General features: G+C 45.8%; 24 protein-coding genes. 2 read left to right on the forward strand and 22 right to left on the reverse strand.

What is annotated here, in order from left to right; genetic code table 11:
* Positions 1–78: 78 nt before the first annotated feature.
* The 16 genes from ACEN8J_RS17440 to ACEN8J_RS17515 form a co-directional block, all read right to left on the reverse strand.
* Complete coding sequence (locus tag ACEN8J_RS17440) at positions 79–1179, reverse strand: toxic anion resistance protein (protein ID WP_039272510.1); 1101 nt, start codon at positions 1177–1179, stop codon at positions 79–81.
* Positions 1180–1275: 96 nt separating this feature from the next.
* Positions 1276–1956 carry a hypothetical protein gene (locus ACEN8J_RS17445; RefSeq protein ID WP_039272509.1) on the reverse strand — a complete coding sequence of 227 codons (681 nt, stop codon included), beginning with the start codon at positions 1954–1956 and terminating at the stop codon, positions 1276–1278.
* Positions 1957–2014: 58 nt separating this feature from the next.
* Positions 2015–3046, reverse strand: a complete 1032-nt coding sequence (locus ACEN8J_RS17450) for an ATP-grasp domain-containing protein (protein WP_165150029.1) — start codon at positions 3044–3046, stop codon at positions 2015–2017.
* Positions 3047–3063: 17 nt separating this feature from the next.
* A complete protein-coding gene (locus tag ACEN8J_RS17455) occupies positions 3064–3900 on the reverse strand; it encodes an HAD family hydrolase (RefSeq protein WP_495593786.1) in 837 nt (278 codons plus the stop codon).
* Positions 3897–5048: a cysteine protease StiP family protein gene (locus ACEN8J_RS17460; RefSeq protein ID WP_029517562.1), complete on the reverse strand. Its 1152-nt coding sequence runs from the start codon at positions 5046–5048 to the stop codon at positions 3897–3899. Before ACEN8J_RS17460 ends, ACEN8J_RS17455 begins: the two co-directional genes overlap by 4 nt.
* Positions 5045–6523 (reverse strand): phosphoribosyltransferase family protein, encoded by a 1479-nt coding sequence (locus ACEN8J_RS17465; protein ID WP_081317631.1) that lies wholly within the window; start codon positions 6521–6523, stop codon positions 5045–5047. The genes ACEN8J_RS17460 and ACEN8J_RS17465 overlap by 4 nt, the downstream gene beginning before the upstream one ends.
* Entirely contained in the window at positions 6444–7631 is a 1188-nt protein-coding gene (locus tag ACEN8J_RS17470) for an HpcH/HpaI aldolase/citrate lyase family protein (protein ID WP_340884493.1), read from the reverse strand. The genes ACEN8J_RS17465 and ACEN8J_RS17470 overlap by 80 nt, the downstream gene beginning before the upstream one ends.
* A gap of 167 nt (positions 7632–7798) precedes the next feature.
* The gene (locus ACEN8J_RS17475; RefSeq protein WP_029517565.1) at positions 7799–8533 is read right to left on the reverse strand and encodes a TerC family protein; all 735 of its coding nucleotides are present in this window, start codon (positions 8531–8533) and stop codon (positions 7799–7801) included.
* A 26-nt stretch (positions 8534–8559) separates the two neighbouring features.
* Positions 8560–9846 carry a TerD family protein gene (locus ACEN8J_RS17480; RefSeq protein ID WP_208332449.1) on the reverse strand — a complete coding sequence of 429 codons (1287 nt, stop codon included), beginning with the start codon at positions 9844–9846 and terminating at the stop codon, positions 8560–8562.
* Between the two features lie 224 nt (positions 9847–10070).
* Positions 10071–10652 (reverse strand): TerD family protein, encoded by a 582-nt coding sequence (locus ACEN8J_RS17485; protein ID WP_069012934.1) that lies wholly within the window; start codon positions 10650–10652, stop codon positions 10071–10073.
* A gap of 31 nt (positions 10653–10683) precedes the next feature.
* Positions 10684–11259 carry a TerD family protein gene (locus ACEN8J_RS17490; RefSeq protein ID WP_013308970.1) on the reverse strand — a complete coding sequence of 192 codons (576 nt, stop codon included), beginning with the start codon at positions 11257–11259 and terminating at the stop codon, positions 10684–10686.
* Positions 11260–11306: 47 nt separating this feature from the next.
* Complete coding sequence (locus ACEN8J_RS17495) at positions 11307–11900, reverse strand: TerD family protein (protein WP_069012933.1); 594 nt, start codon at positions 11898–11900, stop codon at positions 11307–11309.
* Between the two features lie 28 nt (positions 11901–11928).
* Positions 11929–12375, reverse strand: coding sequence for a tellurite resistance TerB family protein (locus tag ACEN8J_RS17500; protein WP_013369616.1), 447 nt, complete (start codon positions 12373–12375; stop codon positions 11929–11931).
* Between the two features lie 273 nt (positions 12376–12648).
* The gene (locus tag ACEN8J_RS17505) at positions 12649–13596 is read right to left on the reverse strand and encodes an ATP-grasp domain-containing protein (RefSeq protein WP_495593787.1); all 948 of its coding nucleotides are present in this window, start codon (positions 13594–13596) and stop codon (positions 12649–12651) included.
* 58 nt (positions 13597–13654) lie between these two features.
* Positions 13655–14203, reverse strand: a complete 549-nt coding sequence (locus ACEN8J_RS17510; protein WP_069012931.1) for a YcxB family protein — start codon at positions 14201–14203, stop codon at positions 13655–13657.
* Positions 14204–14515: 312 nt separating this feature from the next.
* Entirely contained in the window at positions 14516–15547 is a 1032-nt protein-coding gene (locus ACEN8J_RS17515) for a WXG100 family type VII secretion target (protein ID WP_495593789.1), read from the reverse strand.
* Between the two features lie 199 nt (positions 15548–15746).
* Here ACEN8J_RS17515 and ACEN8J_RS17520 point away from each other — a divergent pair, with 199 nt between their 5' ends.
* Complete coding sequence (locus tag ACEN8J_RS17520; protein WP_029517570.1) at positions 15747–16529, forward strand: Cof-type HAD-IIB family hydrolase; 783 nt, start codon at positions 15747–15749, stop codon at positions 16527–16529.
* 89 nt (positions 16530–16618) lie between these two features.
* Positions 16619–17407 carry a formate/nitrite transporter family protein gene (locus ACEN8J_RS17525; protein WP_341038826.1) on the forward strand — a complete coding sequence of 263 codons (789 nt, stop codon included), beginning with the start codon at positions 16619–16621 and terminating at the stop codon, positions 17405–17407.
* An 89-nt stretch (positions 17408–17496) separates the two neighbouring features.
* Here the strand turns inward: ACEN8J_RS17525 and ACEN8J_RS17530 are convergent, their stop codons facing one another.
* The 6 genes from ACEN8J_RS17530 to ACEN8J_RS17555 form a co-directional block, all read right to left on the reverse strand.
* Entirely contained in the window at positions 17497–17742 is a 246-nt protein-coding gene (locus ACEN8J_RS17530; RefSeq protein WP_023987189.1) for an HPr family phosphocarrier protein, read from the reverse strand.
* Between the two features lie 90 nt (positions 17743–17832).
* On the reverse strand, positions 17833–18702 hold the full coding sequence (locus ACEN8J_RS17535; RefSeq protein WP_340931438.1) for a DL-endopeptidase inhibitor IseA family protein: 870 nt from the start codon (positions 18700–18702) through the stop codon (positions 17833–17835).
* A gap of 111 nt (positions 18703–18813) precedes the next feature.
* Complete coding sequence (locus ACEN8J_RS17540; RefSeq protein WP_029517573.1) at positions 18814–19047, reverse strand: hypothetical protein; 234 nt, start codon at positions 19045–19047, stop codon at positions 18814–18816.
* Positions 19048–19222: 175 nt separating this feature from the next.
* Positions 19223–21088 carry a rhamnogalacturonan lyase gene (locus tag ACEN8J_RS17545; RefSeq protein WP_428838731.1) on the reverse strand — a complete coding sequence of 622 codons (1866 nt, stop codon included), beginning with the start codon at positions 21086–21088 and terminating at the stop codon, positions 19223–19225.
* 157 nt (positions 21089–21245) lie between these two features.
* Entirely contained in the window at positions 21246–21803 is a 558-nt protein-coding gene (locus tag ACEN8J_RS17550) for an SLOG family protein (RefSeq protein ID WP_029517575.1), read from the reverse strand.
* Positions 21804–22015: 212 nt separating this feature from the next.
* Positions 22016–22357 carry an iron-sulfur cluster biosynthesis family protein gene (locus tag ACEN8J_RS17555; protein ID WP_029517576.1) on the reverse strand — a complete coding sequence of 114 codons (342 nt, stop codon included), beginning with the start codon at positions 22355–22357 and terminating at the stop codon, positions 22016–22018.
* Positions 22358–22528: the final 171 nt, after the last annotated feature.

Consider the following 22528-nt stretch of genomic DNA (forward strand, 5'->3'; position numbering starts at 1 on the left):
TGGCAAACCAAAAAAAGACGCCCTTCGGAGTCATCCCGGCGTCTTTTTCATAGATTGGTCTATTATTCTACATTGTCATCAGTTCAAAAACGAGCTAAGACCCTCAGAAGAATTACTATCCTTCAGCGGTTTGGAAGGTTCTTTCCCTTCGATCCCCAAACGTTGGCTAAGGTTGGCATTGATTGCTGTCATTTTACTTGTATAATCATGGCAGCTTTCAATAATCCGACGGTTTGATTTTTCAGACAGATCCAAAGCAGATACCAAATCACCAATCGCCTGATTCACAGCCTCCAGTGACATAGAAGGCTTGCTAAGCAGATCTGTCGTTCTCTCGGTCGTCGTTTTGAGAAGCTTCGCATTTTCCTTGAATTGATCTTCAATGGTACGGTTGGTCGCATCGACGGCTGAAATGATTTTGTCCTGATCCGCCAGCGCCATCGCGATCATAGCCGATACAGTGATCAGATTCGATGTTTTATCAATCGCATTATTTACAGAATCAATCAGTTTATCATTGTTATCATTAATAATATCCGTTGCCGCAATCGCCTGATTGTATAACAAAATCATTTCGGTCATAGACTGCGTACGAGTAACCACCTTGCGCAATCCCCGCTCCAGATGAGGCTTGCGGTTTTCATTTTCCGGCTTGGCAATCTCGGTCTCAAACAGTTCTTTCAGGCGATTACCAAAGGCGATCTTCGTCTGTAAATTGTAGATTTCTTCAATGGAGGCTTTCTTCAACTGTCTCATGCTGACGATGTTTTCTTCCAGATTATCCTTACCATCTCTCAAGGCAGTAATGATTTTCTCGATGTTCGTCTTCACCGACTGATACTTGTAAATGTAGTTTTTTAACGGGCTTTTACGCAGAAGCTTGCCAAAAAAACTCACATTTTTGCTCTGCTGGAGCGTTTCACATTCATCACGCAGCTTTAAGATCATATTGGATACCTCAGCCCGATCACCGGACATGAGGTCGTTTACCGGACGATCCAGCATTTTAAGGGTCTGCCCCGCACGTTCCTGCGTTTTAACCCCCAACTTACCGATATCATCCATTAAGGTATCCAAGCTCATGACATCGCTTTGTGATACCTTCTGAATCAGCTGTGAAGCCTCCTCAGTCACCTTCTGTTCATCTTCTTTTTTCAACTCAGCCCATGGGGTCGCCATACGCTACCTCCTATTCTAAAAAACAACTGTTCCCAAGTATAATCGTTGTTTTTCAGAGCAGCTAATTTGCTACTTTTTTATTTTCTTACAAATCGCCTACAATTCGGAACTGCTATAACGCTGGTGAATAAGCTCCGCTTTGCTCTGTAATTCCATCAGATCCTTATGCTCCACCGTGGATACAATTACTGATATTTTACTATCCACATCCCGTAATCCGTTTAACAACGTCCTCCGGTTGGTACGCTTCGCATCGCCGCTGAGCCGAAGAAACGGATTAATTAGCCCATTCAAATCCTTCAAAATCAATCTCCGAACCGTATGATTCACTTCGCTGTTGTTCAGTTCATGCAAAAGCGGAATGACCCGCTGCAAACGTGCAAATAGAGCCAGCGCCTTCTCGACAATCTCGTTATCAAGCGCATCCTTCTGTCCCTCGGAGATCACCATATCCTCCAGTACCTCCAAATACTCCATCACCTGAGCAAATTCACTGCTCACCTGATCTGGTTGACGTACTTGTCCTGTCATAGACTGCGGTCGAACGGCAGCTTCCTTTTCATGCTGCTGTGTCTCACCGACCTGCTCCTGCACCACCGGAATCACGGAACCGGTCAGATTGGGGCGAGGATGGCGAACAGCCATGATGGCGCTGTATCCTCCCAAACCAAGGATCGGAATCGCCAAACACACAAACAGTGGCAACCAAAAACTTAGTAAAAGCGCAATCAGGTAGCTAACCACAGCAATCGTGGCACCCCACATTTTTGACGTCATAGCTTGTACCTCCTGACGTAAACCCTTACCATATTGTAGAAAACAATATTTGTGTGTGTCAATGTACGGATTTACGTATGGTGATTGGCTGCTCGATATGACTGGCTAAAATGTCGTATTGCGGATGAAGTGAACCGATCTCATGACCCAAAGCCGATTTCACCGCTAGATAAGGAAAGTTGATACCTGACAAACATGATACATGAAGTCCTCCGGACATCCGCGGATTGATCTCTAGCAGCTTGGCATGCTCGCCGTTATATTTTACCTGAATGTTATAATTGTACGGAATATGATACGCCTCAGCGACCTTCTGTGCCACCTCCAACAGCTCGGGATGCTGCTCCAGCAGCCGTAATCGTCCTCCTGCCTTCCTACGCGGAACTGCTGCTAGCAGCTTTCCGTTCCGGTCAGCCAGGCAGTCAATACTGTATTCGTATCCCTCCAGCAACTCCATCACCATCAGATTGGGAAATGATTCTGTGGATGACAATACGCGGTGTGCTTCCTCGAATGAAATATGATTCAGCGCATGGCCGAACAGTTCCTCCAGCGGATTACGTTCATTGTCGATGATACGAAAGCCCATTCCGCCTTCCGCATTACATGGCTTGAAGCATACCTTATGCCCAAGTGCTATTAACGACTCATAAGCCTGTTTAAACTGCTCAGCATTGCTGGCAATGGCATAATCGGGAATCGTGACAATGTCCTTTTGACGGATGGATTCATAATACAGATCCTTTTCCATCAGTTGCTCCAGCAGTTCGGTATCTTGGCATACCATCACTTTTGTCCCAATATCATCGAACAAATAAAGATGCTTGCTAATATCGAGCATATTCCACCGTGGGATAAAGACATCAATTCCGTGCCGCCTGCAAAAATCAGCGCAAAACCGTGCGTACTCCACACCACTGGTGCGAGGCTCTACTTCAGCTACATCACTGGCCTGTAACGCCATATGCTGCGGATCAGAGTGCGTCGCATAGATCTCGAACGGAATACCGTCCTCATTGTTACGAATAGCATTCATATAATGATACGCCACTGAAAACCAGCGGTTAAAATACACTTTAACCTTCTTCACAGAGCCACGTCCCCTATCTATTCTGAAAATGAAGTTTGAGCTGCGAACACACTCCGGTGTATTTCATGAACATACGCCATGATTTCGTTCGCTGCATAAACCCCCGACTCTTCTGTAAAACGATAATTGACCTCCAGCTTATCCCGCAGTTGTTCCCGATACAATTCACCATGACGCGGAGCAATCGCATAATCGGCATAGTCCAGCAGACAACGGTCTAGCAAAGAGTCACCGGACGCAACCACGGTCCCTCCATTCGTGAGGTTACGGATATGCTCCACGGCTGCCTGTTTATTCACGGCTGCAGGTACCAAATACACCTTACGACCTTGAATGGATACCTCCCAGCCCATTTCACGCATGATTCGCGCCTTCTCCAGCACCTGTTCCAGCGGCATACGATCCCGTTCAATCATGAAAGCATAGAATAACTCGTCGCAAAAGCGTTCGTTTACCACCCAATCTTCATGCAGCACCTGCCCGAACACCTGACGTGCTTCTTCCGCGTGAGCACCATCACGGCGCACTTGTTCATGAATACGTCGATTCCACTCTCGATCCACCTCGCCTCCAACGATGATGTTTCCACCATTACTCGTCACGGCATATGCGGGAACCAACTCCGTCTGAAACACGGTGATTCGTCGATACTGTTCCATCGTCCGAGTCGTCACGGGCATAAACATCACATCTTCAGGCAGTGTCTTTAGCCATTGCAGGGCTTGTTCAGAAATAAAAGCCGATGTCGCCCCGTTTATCTGTTCCGCAGGCAACAGACCAGGGGACTCCAGCGGTACGCCAAGCGAACGTTTGGAGTAAATCAGTGTCTGATCCAGATCACTTGCGTAGATCATTCTTGTCCCCCCTTGAGCGGCTTGATAATTCCGCAGCAGGAATAAGTCAATCCTTCAAATACCTCTACGGGCACTCCACGATCCTTTGCCAGCAGCATAATATGCTGGAGATTCGGATTATCTTCGCGATCAATCAGAATTTTCCACGGCACTCTGCGCAGCAGTACACGAGTCGTCTCCCCCACTCCGGGCTTGACCAGATTGATATCCCGAATGCCAAATGCCTGCTGAATCGCCTCAATATCCCGTAAGCCCTGCCATGTCACCGCAGGCGGATTCAATGTCATTAGTTCAGCATATGCAACGGCCGCTTCAGCCACGTCTTGAAAATACCCGGATACCGTATCCACAAACGTATTGGACTGATCCACTGACCGCCAGGATTCATAAAATTTGGCCCCATGGAAATCGTCAGGGCCTATGAGATCGTCGCGTAATACCGTCCGACTCATTAAACCTGATACAGTCGAATTCAGACAAGCACTTGGAATCAAATAATCTTCTCGTGTACCAAAGGTTTCTGAACATCTGCCCGGATCGGCCAGCACCGCCAGATCATCATTTAGGCGCAACCCGTAATCCGCATTCATCTCACGGCAGGCCTCAATCAATACCTGGCGAATTGCCCCTTTCCCCGTCCAGCCATCGACAAACTGAAGTTCAATCCCCAGCCCATGCTGCTGTAAAATGTATAATATCGCATTCCGGTCAATGCCTTTGCCACGAATAATAGAAATGCTGTAATGCGGCAAGGATACGCTATACTTCCAGTCAATATAACGCTTGATCAGGATACCAATGGGCGTCCCTGCTCTAGCCAGAGAAACAATCGCCGTATTTAAGCCTCTTTTTCTCACAATCATCTCAGCCACAGAAGCTGCCGCTAATGCAACCTTTTGGGCAGATTGGGCAAGCGTTTCGTGAAACAATGCAATATACTCTGCGGTGGGCTCGTATTCCACTGGCAGCATTTCTGAATAATGGACGCCCGACTGAATCGCCTCTTCACGATCCTCCGTCCCTTTTTCCAACGTAACCCTACTCAAATCCTTCAATAAAAATGTGACATCCGAGGCAGGATAACTGCCTAGAGGTTTGGGCGGATGAATGTTCTTCTGTTGTATTTGCTCCATGAGTGCTTGCTTCATATCCGCGCTCCTTTACTCTCCTGTCTAGTTAAACCGTTAAAATAAACGACATGCACTTTATCGCAGCCCAGACGGTTCAAAGCCTCCAGCATGGGGTTCATCCGCTCTAGGTCCGACTCCCTTTCCATCAAAACGAATATTTCGTCATACTGACCAGGGTCTACATTATAAATAAAATTGCGTATCGTACTGTCCTCAGGCGATGGATATGTCACACCACAAGCGACTCCATACCCTTCTTCTCGGTGGGGATATACCGGGCTGCGTGTCGTCGATTGAAAATACACATCCGGGCCTAACTCTGCTGCAATCCGCATTGGAATGTACATGAATTCTCCCGTGCCCATAACCAGCGTGCGTTGCCCAGAACGAAGTTGCTTCAGTCGTTCGGCTGTACGCGTGATTTCTGCATCCAACGCTGAATTGTCAATGGATTGTAGACCAAAACGGCCTGTATATTTTAGATAAGGAGCTGTATTGGTGTACCCGTCCGTTGACATGGAGCTGTGTACTACCCGCTCAAAACCGGAAGCCTCCTGTTCAAAACGGTGGTCAATTATTCCAGAAGCATCTTTATTAACCTCTGCCATGCTAGTGGCTGCATGTTCTGGGTTCCCAGCCTGTCCAGCATATTCTGCGTGATCCAGTATTGGTACTCCCTGTACCTCAATCTTTCCTTTGAGCAAGCTTAAAGGCGTAATCGTAATGCCTAGCTCTACCTCCAGATCAGCGAAAGCCTGCTCGTCGCTGTCTGTCCGCCAATCCAATAACGAAGCAATCACATACTGTTTACGCGGAAAATGCTCCTGAATATCCCGTATGATATTAAGCGTTGTTTTCCCCGTCGTAATTTCATCATCTACCAGCACAATCGGGCCATCACCCGCAAAAGCACCTTCATCCAGTGCATAGCAACGATGATCAACAGCGTGCGAATGCTCTTCTTCAAACCGAATAATAGGCCGAAGGCCCGGGATATCCTCGCGCGTCGTATGAATATACGAGGCCCCGTCGTCAAACAACCGATACATACTGTGTCCCAGTGCTGTAGCCGTCTCGGCAAAACCAACAAACTTGATCGGCTCCGTAAAAGCAAAAGCTAAACGCTCATCCATCAGCTTTCGATAGGCCTCTTTCGCATAGTCTGGGTTAAGTAGTCCTCTCACGGCCTCTCCAATCAGTTCATCCATCTGTTGTCCCGCTTGTGGGACAAGCTCCTTATATAGCAGGATCGCCAGCGCCGCACCACTGAGCAGAGAGGTGTATGGGTTTACCGGAATATGCTTGCCCAGCACCTTGCTGACAAATAAAAACGAACGCTTTTTATTGACCCGTGCCGCCATCGCAAACAGCTTGTCCACAGGAAGACGGAATGGATTATGAGTCTCCGTAATTTTAACGCTGAACTGCTCCAGGATTGGCAGCAGATGTGTTTTCGTGGTTGGGTAAGAGACTGACAAAATGTTGTTGTTCATGTAACACCCCGTATACTTTTGATCTATTGATAATTCGATGAGCCCAATTCAAATGCGGCTTAATTTCATTCATTTTGTTGGCATAGGTACTTTTGAATACCCCCAGACTACCATCGTTACGCTCAACAATTTCAAGTGCATCCATATACTCTTCATGTGTCACCGCATACATGGCCTGTACCGGCTTAATATGGGAGGGATGAATAATCGTTTTGCCGATAATCCCATTCTCTTTGTCCATCATGACTTCTCGGATCAGTCCGTCTACGGCATCTGAGATGAAGTCCATCCGCAAGTGTCGGCCCGGCTTCCCAAGTGCATCTTCGAAAGGAGATACTCTTAATTGAGGTTTAAAGACACGTTCTCGGTGAGAGAAATATTCCCATACAGGACCGGAAATGACGTAATTTGAGCCCACGCGTCCAAACAAGTTAATAATATCTGCGATGCAATCCCGAATGACGGCAATTTCATAAATCGTAATATCCGGGCTGCGTCTCAAGCCATATAGACTGGAAAAATCGGTTGCTCCAATGCGTACATTCAACACATATTCCTGGTACTCGTCTAAGATTTCTTTAATCGACAACAGCTCTTTCCAGCGGGATTCCCGATAAATGATTTTGGAGCTTTCAAGAATCGGTAGCCCGTACAGCACAGGCATGTTGTTTTCGTTTCCTGCCCCTGTATGCATACTCCGGTTATATTCTGCAATGAGTGCAAAATACGCTCGTCCATTATCAGAAGAGAACTTGGGTAAGACAAAGCCCGTGAGCAGCGACAAAGATTCACCCAAACCGTTCAGTAGTCGTTCCAACTGCTCCACAGAGCGCACACGCACAAATAACAAAGGTAATTGCTGTTCACTCATCATCCCCGTCCGTACATAAGACAATAGTTGAAACAGCTGCTGCGCCAGCGATTGTTCCGCCTGCCCGACCTGCTGATCCCCTATCGCATCCTCCAAATCCAAAATGACCGTTGTTAACCCTTCATGTTTTCCATTTTTGATCTCTTCCGCTACTTCCGAGCGGGTCGCTGGCATGTACAAAGCCGCTCCTATCGCATAAGCCAATATACTTTTGGGAGAACGGTTATGAAACTCCAACGGTGGAGTATAAAAGATCGCTTCTACTTCCTCAGAGGTTAAATCATTAAAATATTTCAGGGCTCTTCCCCTCCTCTTGCTCTTTCTTGCCTGACTGAAGCCCTGTGCTCCGGGTATAAAAGAAATCCCCCCTTAGTTTCAGGAGGGATTTCGCTATACTTTGTACATTAAGCCTCTTTGTCGGCCTTTTTCTTTCTTTTCGCCGAGCTGATAACCATTGTGCCTACAAAGACAGCAATCAAAATGCCGAAGAATAAAATCTGCGACATATGAAAGCCAAAAGCAGCAGCCAGCATTTTACCCCCGATAATGGCGATCATAATAAAGGCTGTCTGTTCCAGTTCTGGAAATTTATCAATGAGCTTGAGGAACACTTGAGCAACGCCACGCATCATCAGAACGCCGAGAATACCACCCAGGAACAGAACCCATACTTTCTCGCTCACACCGAAAGCTGCAATGACGCTGTCAATACTGAAGGCAATATCCATCAGTTCGACCATTAATACCGTTTTCCAAAAAGAAGTAGGTTTGTTTTTCACTTCTCCATCACCTTCGGACTTGAATAAGCCCTTATAAGCGATATAGAGCAGATAAGCTGCACCCAGTACCTTAATCAGGGTGAACTTAATCAGGAATGTACCCAAGCCGATAGCCAGGAACCTGAATATATACGCACCCAAAATCCCGTAAAATAAGGCTCTCTTCTGTTGTTCCTTAGGTAAGTGTTTAACCATAACTGCGAGAACCAAGGCGTTATCCGCCGATAAAAGTCCTTCCAGCAAAATGAGAGTTCCTATAATCCCCCAACTCACTGGATCAGTAAGCGTACCTACAACATCACTCCATGAAAAGAAATGGCCGTAGTTTTCGCTGATATTTTTAAACAAATCATTCAACATGAAAAGAGTGCCTCCGATAATTCAATTTATTTGCTACCCTGCGACCAGCGCATGCCCCAGTTATAGGCCCGATCCAACTCACGATGACCGCCATAGAACTGCACGAGTCTTTCAATGCTAAACGTTTCATCGTTTACATTTTGGATCATGGCAATTGCACACATCCCTTTGCGATTGTCATGTTCATTCATGTGAACGATAATGTCCGGCCCATCCTTCTGGTACAGCGTGACTACCCCGTCCGCTTGTGACCAGTTCGTGACTCCTTCATAGATGAAGGTAAACACCAAAATTCGCTTAATTTCAGAAATTTTAGCACCGTTGATGCGAAGATTTTCCCCTGTTTTCACAGAGCCTGTTCGGTCGTCGCCATCCAGAGCAATGTACGGAAAGCGATTTAGAGAACCGAAAACTTCCCCGAGCGCCTGTACAACGCCTTTATCTCCATTCTTCATCTCATATAAGCAGCCCAGATCCAGATCGACACCCTTGGAGCCGCGATTGAAAAATCCCTTGCTTTGCTGCACCTGATTCCAGTTCAGATTGATCAGGATTTCACCCAATCCGCCTGAGCCCTTTTTCAGATTAATGGTGTCGCCCTTCTTCTTCAGCTCAATTTTCCGCAGATTCAGATTCACCGGTGTTGCAGATGGCTCTGGCTTCGGAGCAGGTGGTACTGGTGGCGGCGTTGGTGCTGGTCGAGGCGCTGGTGCTGGTCGAGGCGCTGGAGACGGAGGTGTAGGCACTGGCGTGGGAGGAGCCGGATTATTTTCCACTTCAATCCCAAAATTAACGCACAACGCATCCAATCCACCGGAAAAACCTGCGCCAATCGCGTTGAATTTCCATTCCCCGTTATGACGATACAGTTCACCAATGACAATCGCCGTTTCCACTGTAAATCCACTGTCCAAATTAAACCGCAAAACCTCTCCGCTAACCGGATGAGCAAAACGAATGAACCCACCTTGAACCTGTCCAAAATTTTGCCGTTTCTGATCCGCATCATAAATCGTCAGCGTAAACGCAATCTTCTCGATGTTTGCAGGAATTCGCGTCAGATCAAGGGCAAATTGCTTTTTGTCACCGGACTGTTGTCCGTCTGAATAGGTGATAAAGGGCGTGGTCGGATTGTTATAAAAAATTAAATCCTCATCACCCGATACTTTTCCTCCAGGACCTAGCAAAAATGCCGAAGTATCCAGCTCCAGAGACGCTGGGGACTCCCAGCCAATCCCTACGTTGACATGGGTCAGGCCCGGATTTGTTTTCGTCAAATCCGCCTTCTGTCCCTTTACTACGATAACAGCCATGATTGTGTCACCTTTCTGTCGGTTTGTCATGTGTCAGCGTACGCTAATGTAGCATTTTGGATCATTCGATTCCCAACGCACATAAGAACAATATATAGACAAACTAAAGCGTTTCGATCTATATATTGCTGATTTGAAAATGCTCTTGGGATTTATGCAAAATGCTCAATGTAATAGCTTAAAAAGAAAGGGTAGCGCCCTATGGACACCACCCCAAGTGGATATTATTGAGCGTCCAAGCCATAGTTTTTAGCAAGCGCACCCAATCCACCAGCAAAGCCACTACCGATAGCCTGGAATTTCCAGTCTGCATTCTGACGGTAAAATTCACAGAATACGACGGCCGTTTCGGTGGAAAAATCTTCTCCCAAATCGTAGCGCAGCACTTCACGATCCGTTGCTGCATCTACCACACGCACAAAAGCATTGGACACTTGACCAAAGTTTTGCGCGCGTGCCTCGTAATCATAAATGGTAACCGTGATCCCGATACGGTGGATGTTCGCAGGAATCTTCGAGAAATCAACGATGATTTGCTCGTCATCCCCATCGCCCTCACCTGTACGGTTATCGCCTGTATGGGTAATCGATCCTGCTCCACCTGTCGGGTTGTTGTAAAATACAAAATCATCCGCAGCTTTGGCTTTGCCGTCTTCATAAAGTAGGAAAGCTGAAGCATCCAGGTCAAAGTCCGCGCCACCACTGTATTTATTCGTATCCCATCCAAGACCTACAACGACACGAGTCAAGCCAGGATTCGTTTTGGTCAGATCAATACGTTGTCCTTTGGAAAGGCTAATGGTCATTCCGCATACCTGCTTTCTTTGTATAGATTTTTTATGCCAAACCGTAATCGCGCGTCAATCCTGCAAGACCATCTTGATAGCCGCTACCAATGGCATTGAACTTCCATTCACCGCTATGACGATACAGTTCGCCTACAACAACGCCTGTTTCGATTGAGAAATCTTCTCCCAGATCAAAGCGGACCAATTCTTCATTGTTTGCTTCGTTTACGATACGAGCGTAAGCACGGGACACTTGTCCAAAGTTTTGGCTGCGTTCTTGTGCTTCATAGATTGTAATCGTAAAAGCGATCTTTTCAACGTTAGCTGGCACGCTACCCAGATCAATTTTAATTTGCTCGTCATCTCCGTCGCCATCACCTGTGCGGTTATCCCCTGTATGAACGACAGAGCCGTTCTCATTTTGTGGGTTATTAAAAAAGACAAAGTTCTTATCGGATTCTACTTTACCTTCCGCATTAGCCAAAAATACGGATACGTCCAGATCAAAATCTTTACCGCCATCGTATTTATTTGTGTCCCAACCGAGACCCACTGTGATTTTGGACAAACCTGGATTTGTTTTCGTCAAATCGATTTTTTGACCTTTGGATAAGTTAATTGCCATGAGTAAGAACCCCTTTTCACATTAAGTTTTGTATGAGCAACCTAAAATTACATATAACGCTGAGCCAGCACATCAATATGTACGGCATGGGTTCCTTCACCGATTGCAGCAAACTTCCATTCGTTGTTATGACGATAGAGTTCTCCACAGACCAGTGCGGTCAGCCCTTCATAATTATCAGATAAATTAAACGTCACCAGTTCCTTGGAATTAGCACCGTCCAGAATGCGGATATACGCTTTCTCGATCATGCCGAAGTCCTGTTTCCGGTTAACGCAATCATATATATTCACAACAACAAGCACTTTGTCGACATTGGCAGGAATACGTGCCAGGTCAATTTCAATTTGTTCATCATCGCCGTCACCTTGTCCGGTCAGGTTATCACCGGAATGCACGACAGAGCCACATGGACTTTTTTTATTGTGGAAACACACTACGTTATCTGACTGAGTCAGTTTTCCGTTGGCATCCAGCAAAATGGCAGAAGCGTCACAATCAATATTGGGTTGCTTCTTGAAGCCAAAAAATCCTTTGGACTGTACAGGGTCCCATCCCAATCCTGCTATAACCTTGGTCAGTCCTGTGTTTCCCTTGGTCAAATCAATTTTCTGGCCCTTGACCAGATTAATTACAGCCACTGATTAACACACCTCCCTTCCGTAAAATTTACAGACTAAATTCAGACGGATTCAAACCAAGCGCGCCGCAAATCTCAGCCACAATTCGCTGCTCATTGGCATCAAAGTCACCATCAGCTGCGCCAATAGCGCTACATACGCCAACGACGAGTCGGCCTACTTCTGGCTTACCTTTCAATTTACCAATCGCCTTCAGTGCTTCCTGTTTACCGATTTCAGGTGAAAACTCAAAGTTCGCTACATAGTGATTGAAACGGTTGATGACCTCACCCATATCAAACACTTTCAATTCTTCACTGATATTTATGTATCCGGCCATTTTTGTTTTCTCTTCCGGACTAATCGTACCGTCAGCAAATGCTACTAATGCACAGCCTGCAACAACAGCTTCCATAAAATCTTTATTCTTAAACTTCTTAACTTGGTCTCCAAGTCCTTTTTTAGTTGTATTCAACCAATTTTTAAATGTACTCATGTTTCCCTCCACAATTACGTATTTGGGTAAAGGTATCCTAGTTAATTTCTTCCTTTACTATAACCTGAATTACGATCTTTTTCTACAATAATATACAAAAATACGGTAAATCCGATCTATTTATTATTAGTATCCTCTCTATCTTTAGCCCTATTTTCTACATAAAAGGCCCTCTTCTATCATCCATCATTTGCTACCCCAATTGCAAGTCTGTGAAATGTCAAAATTGATAGAAAGGCACAGCCTTCCAATTCAACAGAAGCACTGTGCCTTTTACCATAATCCACGGTTCACCACCACTTTTTTTAAATTTGTATAGAACGCTTCAAGATCCGTGTTCTCAGGCAGTCCCGAAACTTGCCCATCTCCCAATTCTATAATAATCCATTGTCCTGCTTGTGTACGAGCAATATCCATTGTGAAAAATGGACTTTGGATTTGACGTGCAATCTGAATAAATTCATCCAGATCTGTAGGAACGGTCTCATATGCAGCCTCATCCCAGTAATTAACTGTAAAAACAGGCTCTCCGAACATGAAGAATAGACGATATTCTTTAGACAAGGGCATGCCACTTTTGGGGTGAAGGGTAAGAAATTCTAAAGGTACGAACTCCCTTAACACAACTCCTCCATTCAATTCTGTCCCCTGAAGTTCAACAAAACGACGAATCACCCGTTCCACATGCACCTGATCTGACGCATCCGGGATATAACAGGCGTCCAGCCAATCATGTTTCCGTGATTTAACGAAGTCCTTGACCATTATTGCTGTCGTTCCAAAAGGTATGACCGCCTCTAGAATATGCTCCGCATCCAATTGGTCCCGCTCCAGCCATACACTCCGAGGCGTAAAATTTTGAATTAACGAGTATGAATCGGGAAAATAGTGACAGTTCCTATAACTCTTAGCACTTGTCAGCATCCTGATTTGATCGGCCTCCAAGGCTGCAGTCCAAGCACCATATACTTTGGGCCTTAACATCCATCCACGGTATAGCGCGTTCACGTACTCGCTTCCCTGTTTAGCAACATACTCTCGCATATTCTTAGAAACAATATATGGGTTAGACTCTGATCCTTCCCGTTCATCCTCGATCAGATTATCAAAATTGACCAACCCTATATCAAAACCAAGACTCTGTGCAACCTCGCACTCTTCACGGTAATCCATATCTACACTTTTAGAATTTAGAGGATCACTACAAAATAGAAGATACATATGAGTTCCTCCTTTTAACAAATGTATTAGCCTTTAATTTTATTTACCATAAATATAATTATTTTCTATTTAATTTGCTCATTTTGTCTATAAATTTATAATCCCATCTCTCTGATCCGATCTGGGTTATCAACAGTTCTTTGAATTGTCGGCGCTCCAGCCTACTAGAAAAAATCCGCTTGGGGACCAATATAAATTTATGATTAGGCAGCAATATATAAAAGGCAGTCAGCGTATTAATGACCCCCTTTACTTCATCCCAGTTGTAACCCGCAGAGTACGTAAAATGAAGACCCTCCTTTGAAAACTCATAATCTTTTTCAATAGGCCATTGTGGGTGATTTAGGTAGTTAGCTTTCACTTCTTTAATAGTAAAGAAAGGAATAATTACAAAAACTAAGAATGGAAAGAAGAACATCGCTATCGTATTAGGATCTACTTCATTATCTACTATAAGCTTGTATGTAGCCATAATGACCAACAGAAACTGGATTGATGCCATCAACTTAAGCCCAGTAGACTTCTGATACTTCAAACAAAAATTAAATAACATGATATCTTTCAATGTTAGCCTGTACGTGTACAGTAATGTCTCTGATTGTTGCATATCGTAACTCCTCTCCCTACCCTCTCAAAACAACACAACTACTAATACTAATGGATGGTTTTTTCATTTACTATTTCTCCCTCTAAAACTAGTACTTTAATCTTTTTCGAATATTCAATTAAATTACCTTGGATATGTATTCTATCTATTTAATATATCGGAATTCAGAAAAAAATGGTAAACAAAAAAATCCACAGACCTCTCCAGCTAGTGAGTTTACAGTTTCCACCTGCCGCTCACCTGTTCTAGAAAAAAAGACTGTAGATTTTATGGGTACTCCTAAACACGTTATTATCGTTCACTGCTCAAGATCTAGTTATAATCCTCCCAATAGCGATACTCCATTTCATTCTCACCTTTGGTGACGATGATCATGTTCTCAATATGTCCGGTTTCTTTATTCGTTCGGTAGATCATGGTACGGGTTTCGCCCTCATCGGGTACAGAGAAAAGTACTTTGTCACTGAGCATGCCGCCACCAATGCCGACGACGTGTTCCCCCCAGCCGGAGGCTGCGCCAGTACCGATGCCCGAACCTCCCCCACTAACACCAGCCCCGCGCGACAAAATAAGACCTATTCCATATCCGGTGACGGTCTGGGCCGTTTTACCTAGAGCATGCTCTCCGGCTGATTGGGTATGCTTTTGGACCCAGTAATCGTATTTATCCGTATTTTGCTCATAACTCACAACATTCCCTTTTTTATCTATAGATATATCCGTTTTGCTTCCGTCTTTACCTGTCAGTTCAGTGACGGCGACAAGGGAATCGGATGTGATCTTGGAGGTCTCTCCTGTATTGTAATCTGTACGGGTAACGGAGTCCTCATATTGCAGCTGCAGGACATTCATCTGGTCGTGAATTTTCTGCATAACCTGCTTGTCGCCGATGGCCTCGGCGTTTTTCAGTAGTTCCTCATATTGATGATATTTAACCGCGTCTGCCTGCTCCCATTCGTCTATGTTTTTGGGGTGCTTCGCAATTTCACCACCATGATCTCCAGCCTCTCCACTGCCTGCCAGCGCTGCGCTAGCGCTCATTGCCGCTGCTAGGGCTGTCCAGAAGCCACGTGTGCTTTCACCATCCGCATTTCTAAATTTCGAAGCGATGCTTTTCAGCTCAATTTCAATGGATTGAACCTTATTTAATATAGAAGATAGTGTATATTTAGCCGTTCGATAGTCATTATAAAAACGATTCCTCTCCATACCATCCCACTGGCTGTGAAGGTGGTTCATTGTGCTATCCAGGCCATTTAACTGGTTATACAGTGTGCCGTGGGCATTGGCAAATTGGGAGGCCACGCTGTCCAGCTGCTCCGGTGTGACTTGGATTTTTGTCATGGTGATCACATCCCATCTATGAAAATAGGAGATAGAAATTATATTTTACAGTAAGCCTTATTTCATATTGTAAGCTATAGAGGTCGGACATTCATGAGGATTTATACGTATTTGTGTATTCAGAAGCAGTTCCTTTGATATAATGAATCCATATGAGTTCATTTCGACAAATACATTATTGAAAGTCAGGTGTAAGGACATGTCAGACAAAAAAATTATCTTTTTCGATATCGACGGTACATTGCTGGACGATGACAAGAAAATGCCGTTAACGGCAGAAAAGGCCGTCTTTGCTTTGAAAGAGCTGGGACATGAGGTGGCCATTGCAACAGGCCGTGCACCTTTTATGTTCAAAGATATCCGCGAGCAGTTGGAAATTGACTCCTACGTCAGCTTTAATGGGCAATATGTCGTGCTCCGCGGGGAAGTGGTCGCTACCAATCCGTTGAACAGAGAAGCCTTGCAAACGATGACCGATCTGGCCCTCACACATAATCATGCCCTTGTATATATGGATCATATGGACATGAAGGCCAATATTCCTAACGATGAGCTTGTAGAGAAATCGGTCCAAACGCTTAAGGCCAAGATTTCAGTTGGATACGATCCGCTCTATTTCCAAGGAAGAGATATTTATCAGACGCTGTTGATGTGTACAGCAGAAGAAGAGCCTTTCTATGAAACGGTATTCAAGGCGTTTGACTTTGTGCGCTGGCATCCGAGTTCTGTGGACGTTGTTCCTCATGCTGGCTCCAAAGCGAAGGGTATTCGCGAAATTACGTCCAGACTGGGCATTGCCGCTGAAAATCAATACGCCTTTGGCGATGGCTTAAATGATGTGGAGATGCTGACAGCTATACATAACAGCGTCGCGATGGGCAACGGCTGTGATGAAGCCAAAGCCGCAGCTAAAATGGTCACAAAACGCGCAGATGAAGACGGTATTTTGTACGGACTGCAAAAGCTTGGTTTGTTAAGCTAACAGAATTGCTGATAGACTGGACATGTTTCGGGAAAAATAAAGTCTGTTTAAAGACTTACATATGAGAAAATAGGAGGTTGTCCTTAAATATGGAGACGGAAGGCTTACGCAATGTCGAACAGCTAGCCATGAAGAAGTACAAAATTTACAAGCAGAGCCTACTCCGGTATTTGGCACGTTCCATGCTGGCGAGTATGTTCATCGGGTTCGGCGTTATTGTAGCCTTCAAGACGGGCAACTTTTTTTACATGGAGCATTCTCCATTCACTTATCCCATGGCGGCGCTCACATTCGGAGCGGCTATCATTCTGATCGCTTACGGCGGCGGGGATTTGTTTACAGGTAACACCTTCTATTACACTTATGCTGCGCTCCGTAAAAAGCTACGCTGGGGGCAGGTGCTTCGATTATGGGCTACCAGCTATGGCGGTAATTTGCTGGGTGCGGGGGTATTTGCACTCCTTATTTACTTGACCGGTCTGTTTGACTCCTCCAGCGTGAACAGCTTTCTACTGAGCGTGGTTGAGCATAAAATGGAAGCGCCTGCAATGCAGCTATTCTTCCGAGCTATTTTGTGTAATTGGCTGGTCTGTCTTGCCTTTTTTGTTCCCATGTTTATGAAGGAAAATGGTGCAAAGATGTTTGCCATGATGCTGTTTGTGTTCTGCTTTTTCATTTCGGGATATGAACATAGTGTGGCTAATATGTGTACTTTCGCCATTGCGCTCGTGCTGGACCATCCGGGTACAGTTTCTGTCGCTGGCGTGATCCATAATCTCATTCCGGTTACGCTCGGAAATCTGGTTGGCGGCGTGCTACTTATGGGGGTTATGTACTATTCGGTGAATCTCCCGTTTTTGGATGAGAAAGAACACTAAAAAAAGAAGCCGTGGGACTTAGGTTCCACGGCTTCTTTGCGTTATTTTAGTAATAGATCATCCAGTGTTTACAAGTGCCTGCTTGCCTTTTATCCTTCTTGAGCAGGAAAATGGATAAACTCCTCCAACTCCTTGAACAGCTTCTTGGGATTAACATTGTCAGGTACAACCAGAGTTAGCGGCTCATCCAGCTTCAACACGTACATGCCTAAAATGGATTTGGCATCTGCCATGCCGCTTTTGCCATGAATCCAGATGTCATACGTATAATTGGATACGATTTGATTGATTTTTTCAATATCCTTAACGTCTTTTACCTTGATGGGTGTCATCATTGCACAGCACTCCCCTGCATTGAATTGAGGCTTACGAAACAAGCCTTAACATCACTTTACCCCATATGAAGCCTGTTGCAAAATCTTAATTTAGAAAATGACATGCGGCGCAGAGCTGATTTTCCAGTAGCTGCCGACCTTTTCAAAATTCACGGTGATTTTCTCATTCGCCTGCTTGGTTTCTGCCGGATAAGGCACGGTCAGCAGGTAGCTGCGCTTCACCGGAGTCATGGTTACCATTTTCGCCGTAGCCCGGTTGAACTCTAACAAATTGCCACCATCTGCGTTCAACTGAGCTAATCTGCCATTAACTTCGACGAAAAATTTACCGACAAATTGCTCACTCGCCTGCTTTGTGTAGGCCTGCGTCAGATAGCTGATCAATTTGGTCTTTGTACCGATGTCCTCGGACAGATAGCGGTAGCTTTTACCGTTCAACTGGAACGACTTACCCACCGGGCTGCCACCACTGATTGCATATTGATAACGAGACTGCGCCTCCAGCACAAGCGGAACCGCACTCTCGTGGTTCAGCTTGTCCAGTTGCGTCGGTTTCACGTTGGTAGCCGCTGCTGCTGGCGCTGAAGTGGACGGCTGTTGCGGCTTAGACGGCTTCACAGTCGAAGGTACGATCGGAGCAGCCGCGGGTGCTACCGATGTAGATGGACGCTGTGCTGGTGCAGACGGAGCTACTGGTGTAGCGGCTTTGGCAGAACCTGCGGCTGCAGCCGGGGGCGAGCTTGCTGGAGCCGACGGCGCTTGCGCCGGGGCTGGAGTCGTAGCCGGTGCAGACGCTGCTGGTGCTGGCACCTGAGCCGGGGCGGATGCGGCCGGACTGGCAACGCTCGGTTGCGTCGCTTCCGCTGGAGCGGTCACAGCGGGCGCGGCAGCGGCGGCCTGTGCCACGCTCATAAGTGTGGCCGCAATGCATAGTGCTGATAGCTTCGTATTTAATTTCATACTTATATACACCTCCATAATCATATGTCTGCATAAACTGCAGACATTTCTATTATAAGAATTTCGCTTCTCGATTGGGTTGCTAAATTGTTTCTATTTGCCTTTTTTTGTTCATTCTGCACGAAGTTTGTCCGTATTTGCCGGGGACGGTTGTTCTGACTGTTTCACTTGCTTTGCCTCCATCTCTTCCAAAGATAGCGATAATTGCTTAACAGATCGGTCCAGCTCTTCTAATCTGCGACTCAAAGTGACGAGGATGTATTTTAACAGAATCAGACTTAATGCAGCAGGGAATCCAACATTAGTTACGAGCTCAATTATGCCTTCAGTCGTTAAAGAACTCACAGATTCCGCCTCCTTTTTCATACATATATTCCACCAATAAGAACTAATGTTCCCGTTTTTATAGAAAGCATACGTTATCTCTTGGGCTCTCATGACAAAAAGAGCTCCAATTCGCTTGGAGCCCTCTCTGTTTTTGTTCATTCTATTTGCTTTCAAACCACTGTCTAACGACATATCAAGGAGTATATATATTCGGCTGCTGGAGCTTGGGCATCCCTTCTCCCAGATAAAACCCGGTGTGCGGCGGCTGATTATAAGCTACGTTCTGCCAGGCAACACTCAAGCGATACACTGGATCATGCATAAGCGTGTAAAATCGATGTTCTGACTCGTATGGTGTTGTGTAGATACGCAGCGCTGAATTATCACTTTTACGCCAAATGACTTCCTCACGCCAGTCACCGAACAGATCGGCCTGCAAGGACGGCGTTCCTTTGGTTCCGTTATTGGAACTCGTTCCTGTTGCCGTAAGCAAGTTGGAAGTAGTCGAGTTCGTGTAGTTCCACTTGTCTATCTTTCCAGCGCTTGATGAGGTATGATCCAGCAGTTCACGGAGGAGATCCCCATCCCACCAGATGCCAAAATTAATGGAAGACGGTAGCGTGTTGGTGATGAGCTGTCCCTTGGCTGAACGCAACCCAATACCCGGTGCCCACTGCTCGTTCCCTTTGGTCCGCGGGTCAATGTCTGCTGACATGCCTCTTCCGGTATCCTTGCCTGTATTTACGCCCCATAAAATATTTCCATTACGCGGATCGTACATGGCAGCTCCGTAGGTGGCATTTTTGTCCTCGTTCACCTTGAACACTTCATAGCCCGAACGGTCGGGGTCCAGATCGCCAACATGAAGTGCATCTCCATGTCCCATCCCCGTGTTAGCCAGCTTCGCTCCATTATCGTCTACAACCAGCGAGCCATACACGATCTCATCCTTATCATCTCCATCCACATCTGCCACGCTCAAACTGTGGTTCCCCTGTCCAGCAGTTCCAGCATTGGTGGAGCTGTTGCTGTCAAAGGTCCAGCGTCGGCTCAGGTTACCATTCCGCCAATCATATGCGACCAGAACGGTGCGAGTGTAATACCCACGTGCCATCACTATGCTGGGTCTCACGCCATCCAGATAAGCAACCCCGGCGAGAAAACGATCTACACGGTTACCATAATTATCTCCCCAGCTCGATACCGTTCCGCGTGGTGGCACATAGTCAATGGTACTAAGAGCCTTGCCTGTATTTCCTGAGAACACGGTCAGAAACTCGGGTCCGTTCAAAATATATCCACTCGTGTTTCGATGATCAGCCGAAGCGTCCCCAATCTTTACACCTGTACCATCTACCGTGCCGTCTGCTGTTTTACATACGATCTCTGCTTTGCCGTCTCCGTCAAAATCATAGACGAGAAATTGCGTATAGTGGGCTCCAGCCCGTATGTTCCGTCCCAGGTCGATCCGCCATTTGCGCGTTCCATCCAGTTCGTAGCCATCCAAAAATACATTTCCCGTATAACCGGATTGCGAATTATCCTTGGCATTGGAAGGGTCCCATTTTAACACAATCTCATACTCGCCATCCCCATCGAGATCCCCTACGCTGGCATCATTGGCATGGTACGTGTAGCTCACATTATCCGGAGTTGTGCCTCCCGCGGGCTGCTGGATCGGAACATCCAGATAGTTGTTGTTCCATACCTTCACCGCAGGAGAAGCGGCCTGCTCTGCTCCATTGACCACGGCACGAACGGTATACGAAGATGAGGTCGAACCTGCCTTGTCCAAAAAGTTGGTTCTCGATGGTATCGGCGCATCATTCACCTTGCTTGTCCCTCTGTACAAATTAAAGCCGACCGAATCCGCTTCCGTGCCCAGCAAGCGCCAGCTCACCAGTACACCCTCAGGCACCTTAACAGCGACGGCTCCCCGGTTCAGCTTTTCCATTTGTCTCGTAGAGGCAGCAGAGACCTGGCTATCCATCGGGGTAACCACTCCACACAACATGACACCGAGACAGAGCAACGCAGTATACCGAAACCTTTTGTTCATCTGAATCATTAGCTCCTTTCATAGTTTGTATTTTCAATAAATTTATTTTATGTGACTGATAAGTTATTGTTGTTTAAATTCTATGACAGCGCTTACATCAATGTAAAGGGACGAATACGTCCTTTTTGTTCAAAAATCCGGGCTAATGCTTTAAAAATCAGAGGTCCATGAATAATCGTTCTTCATCCGCAATGCTCTGGATATCCTCCGAGCTGATGCTACTATACTGATAGCCCTCTGCCTGTTGTTTTTTCAATGCAAGTTCCTTCATAAAACGTGGGCTGCCCTCTCCGGCATCCTCATCGTAAACAAGCAATAAACCGTCTGTTTTGCGGAAAAGAAGTTCATCCCGTGCCCTAAGTTGCCATATCCCCTGATAAGGCTGGCGGCTGACTACTCCTACATAGTCAACTTCGGCACAAATCTGCTGAAAATATTCCTTTTTGTCCTCCTTCCATTTTTCGTCCATATTTTGATAAGCCATCATAATAGAGCATTTGAGGTGGGGATATTGCTGTTTTAGTGCAGTAACGACCTCACAGGCCCACAAGTCCACCCCATATTGGCCTGGGGTAATCACCCATTCCAGCCCTTCTTCAATCAGGGGAATAAGCCTGCCTGCAATCGCCTTTTTAATATATGGAATGCCTTCGTGCTTCTGACTGAAAATATTCAGCTCATGGGCACGATAGCCCGAAACGAGCAAGTTTTTCATCTTCTCAACGTCCTTCTCCGATTATCATAAAGGTTATTGTACCACTTCAGAGCAGGCCACTAAACACTTCATTTTTTGGAGGAACGAATGGAATATAACACAAAAAAAACGAACCTCTGCCATATAGGCTAAACAAGGTTCGTCTTTTGGAAACTTGGTGTAAATCAGAATTGCTTTTTTGGTGCTTAATGAATTCCTATTACCTCCGCACATCACTCCTCGGACGAGTTCGCGCGCCGATCTTGAATTCTAACATTGCTACTAAATATACCGGCATCACTACTTAGCTTGAACGACGGGTAACTAGGGTCTGCCTCAAGCCGCATTCTGCTATCGAACTGCTGTTCCTGCTGCTGATCTACCCAAAAAGAATAAGGCTCAGACTGTACTGCTTTATCAGTTGCATTGGGCGCGGTGACAACCAAAATGACGAGTACGCCATTGCATCCACAATCCTCGGTGTCATAAAACAGCTTGAACATTCCCGGTCGTCCTGAAAGGGCCATTTCTAGCCTTTCAACGGATAAGGAATCCAATTCCAAATGTATGCTCATGAGATGAATCCTCTCCTTTGTGAGTAAAGTGTGTGGAACCGTCAGCCCCAAAAAGACTAAATTTAAACTATATGTACATTATAGTCATGTTTTTGTATATGTCTATGTGACTGCACTCACTGCTATAAATGATCTCTTTTATCATTACCTCTTTGTACATAAAAAGGTGTA

The sequence above is a fragment of the Paenibacillus sp. Paensp38 genome, from assembly GCF_059491915.1.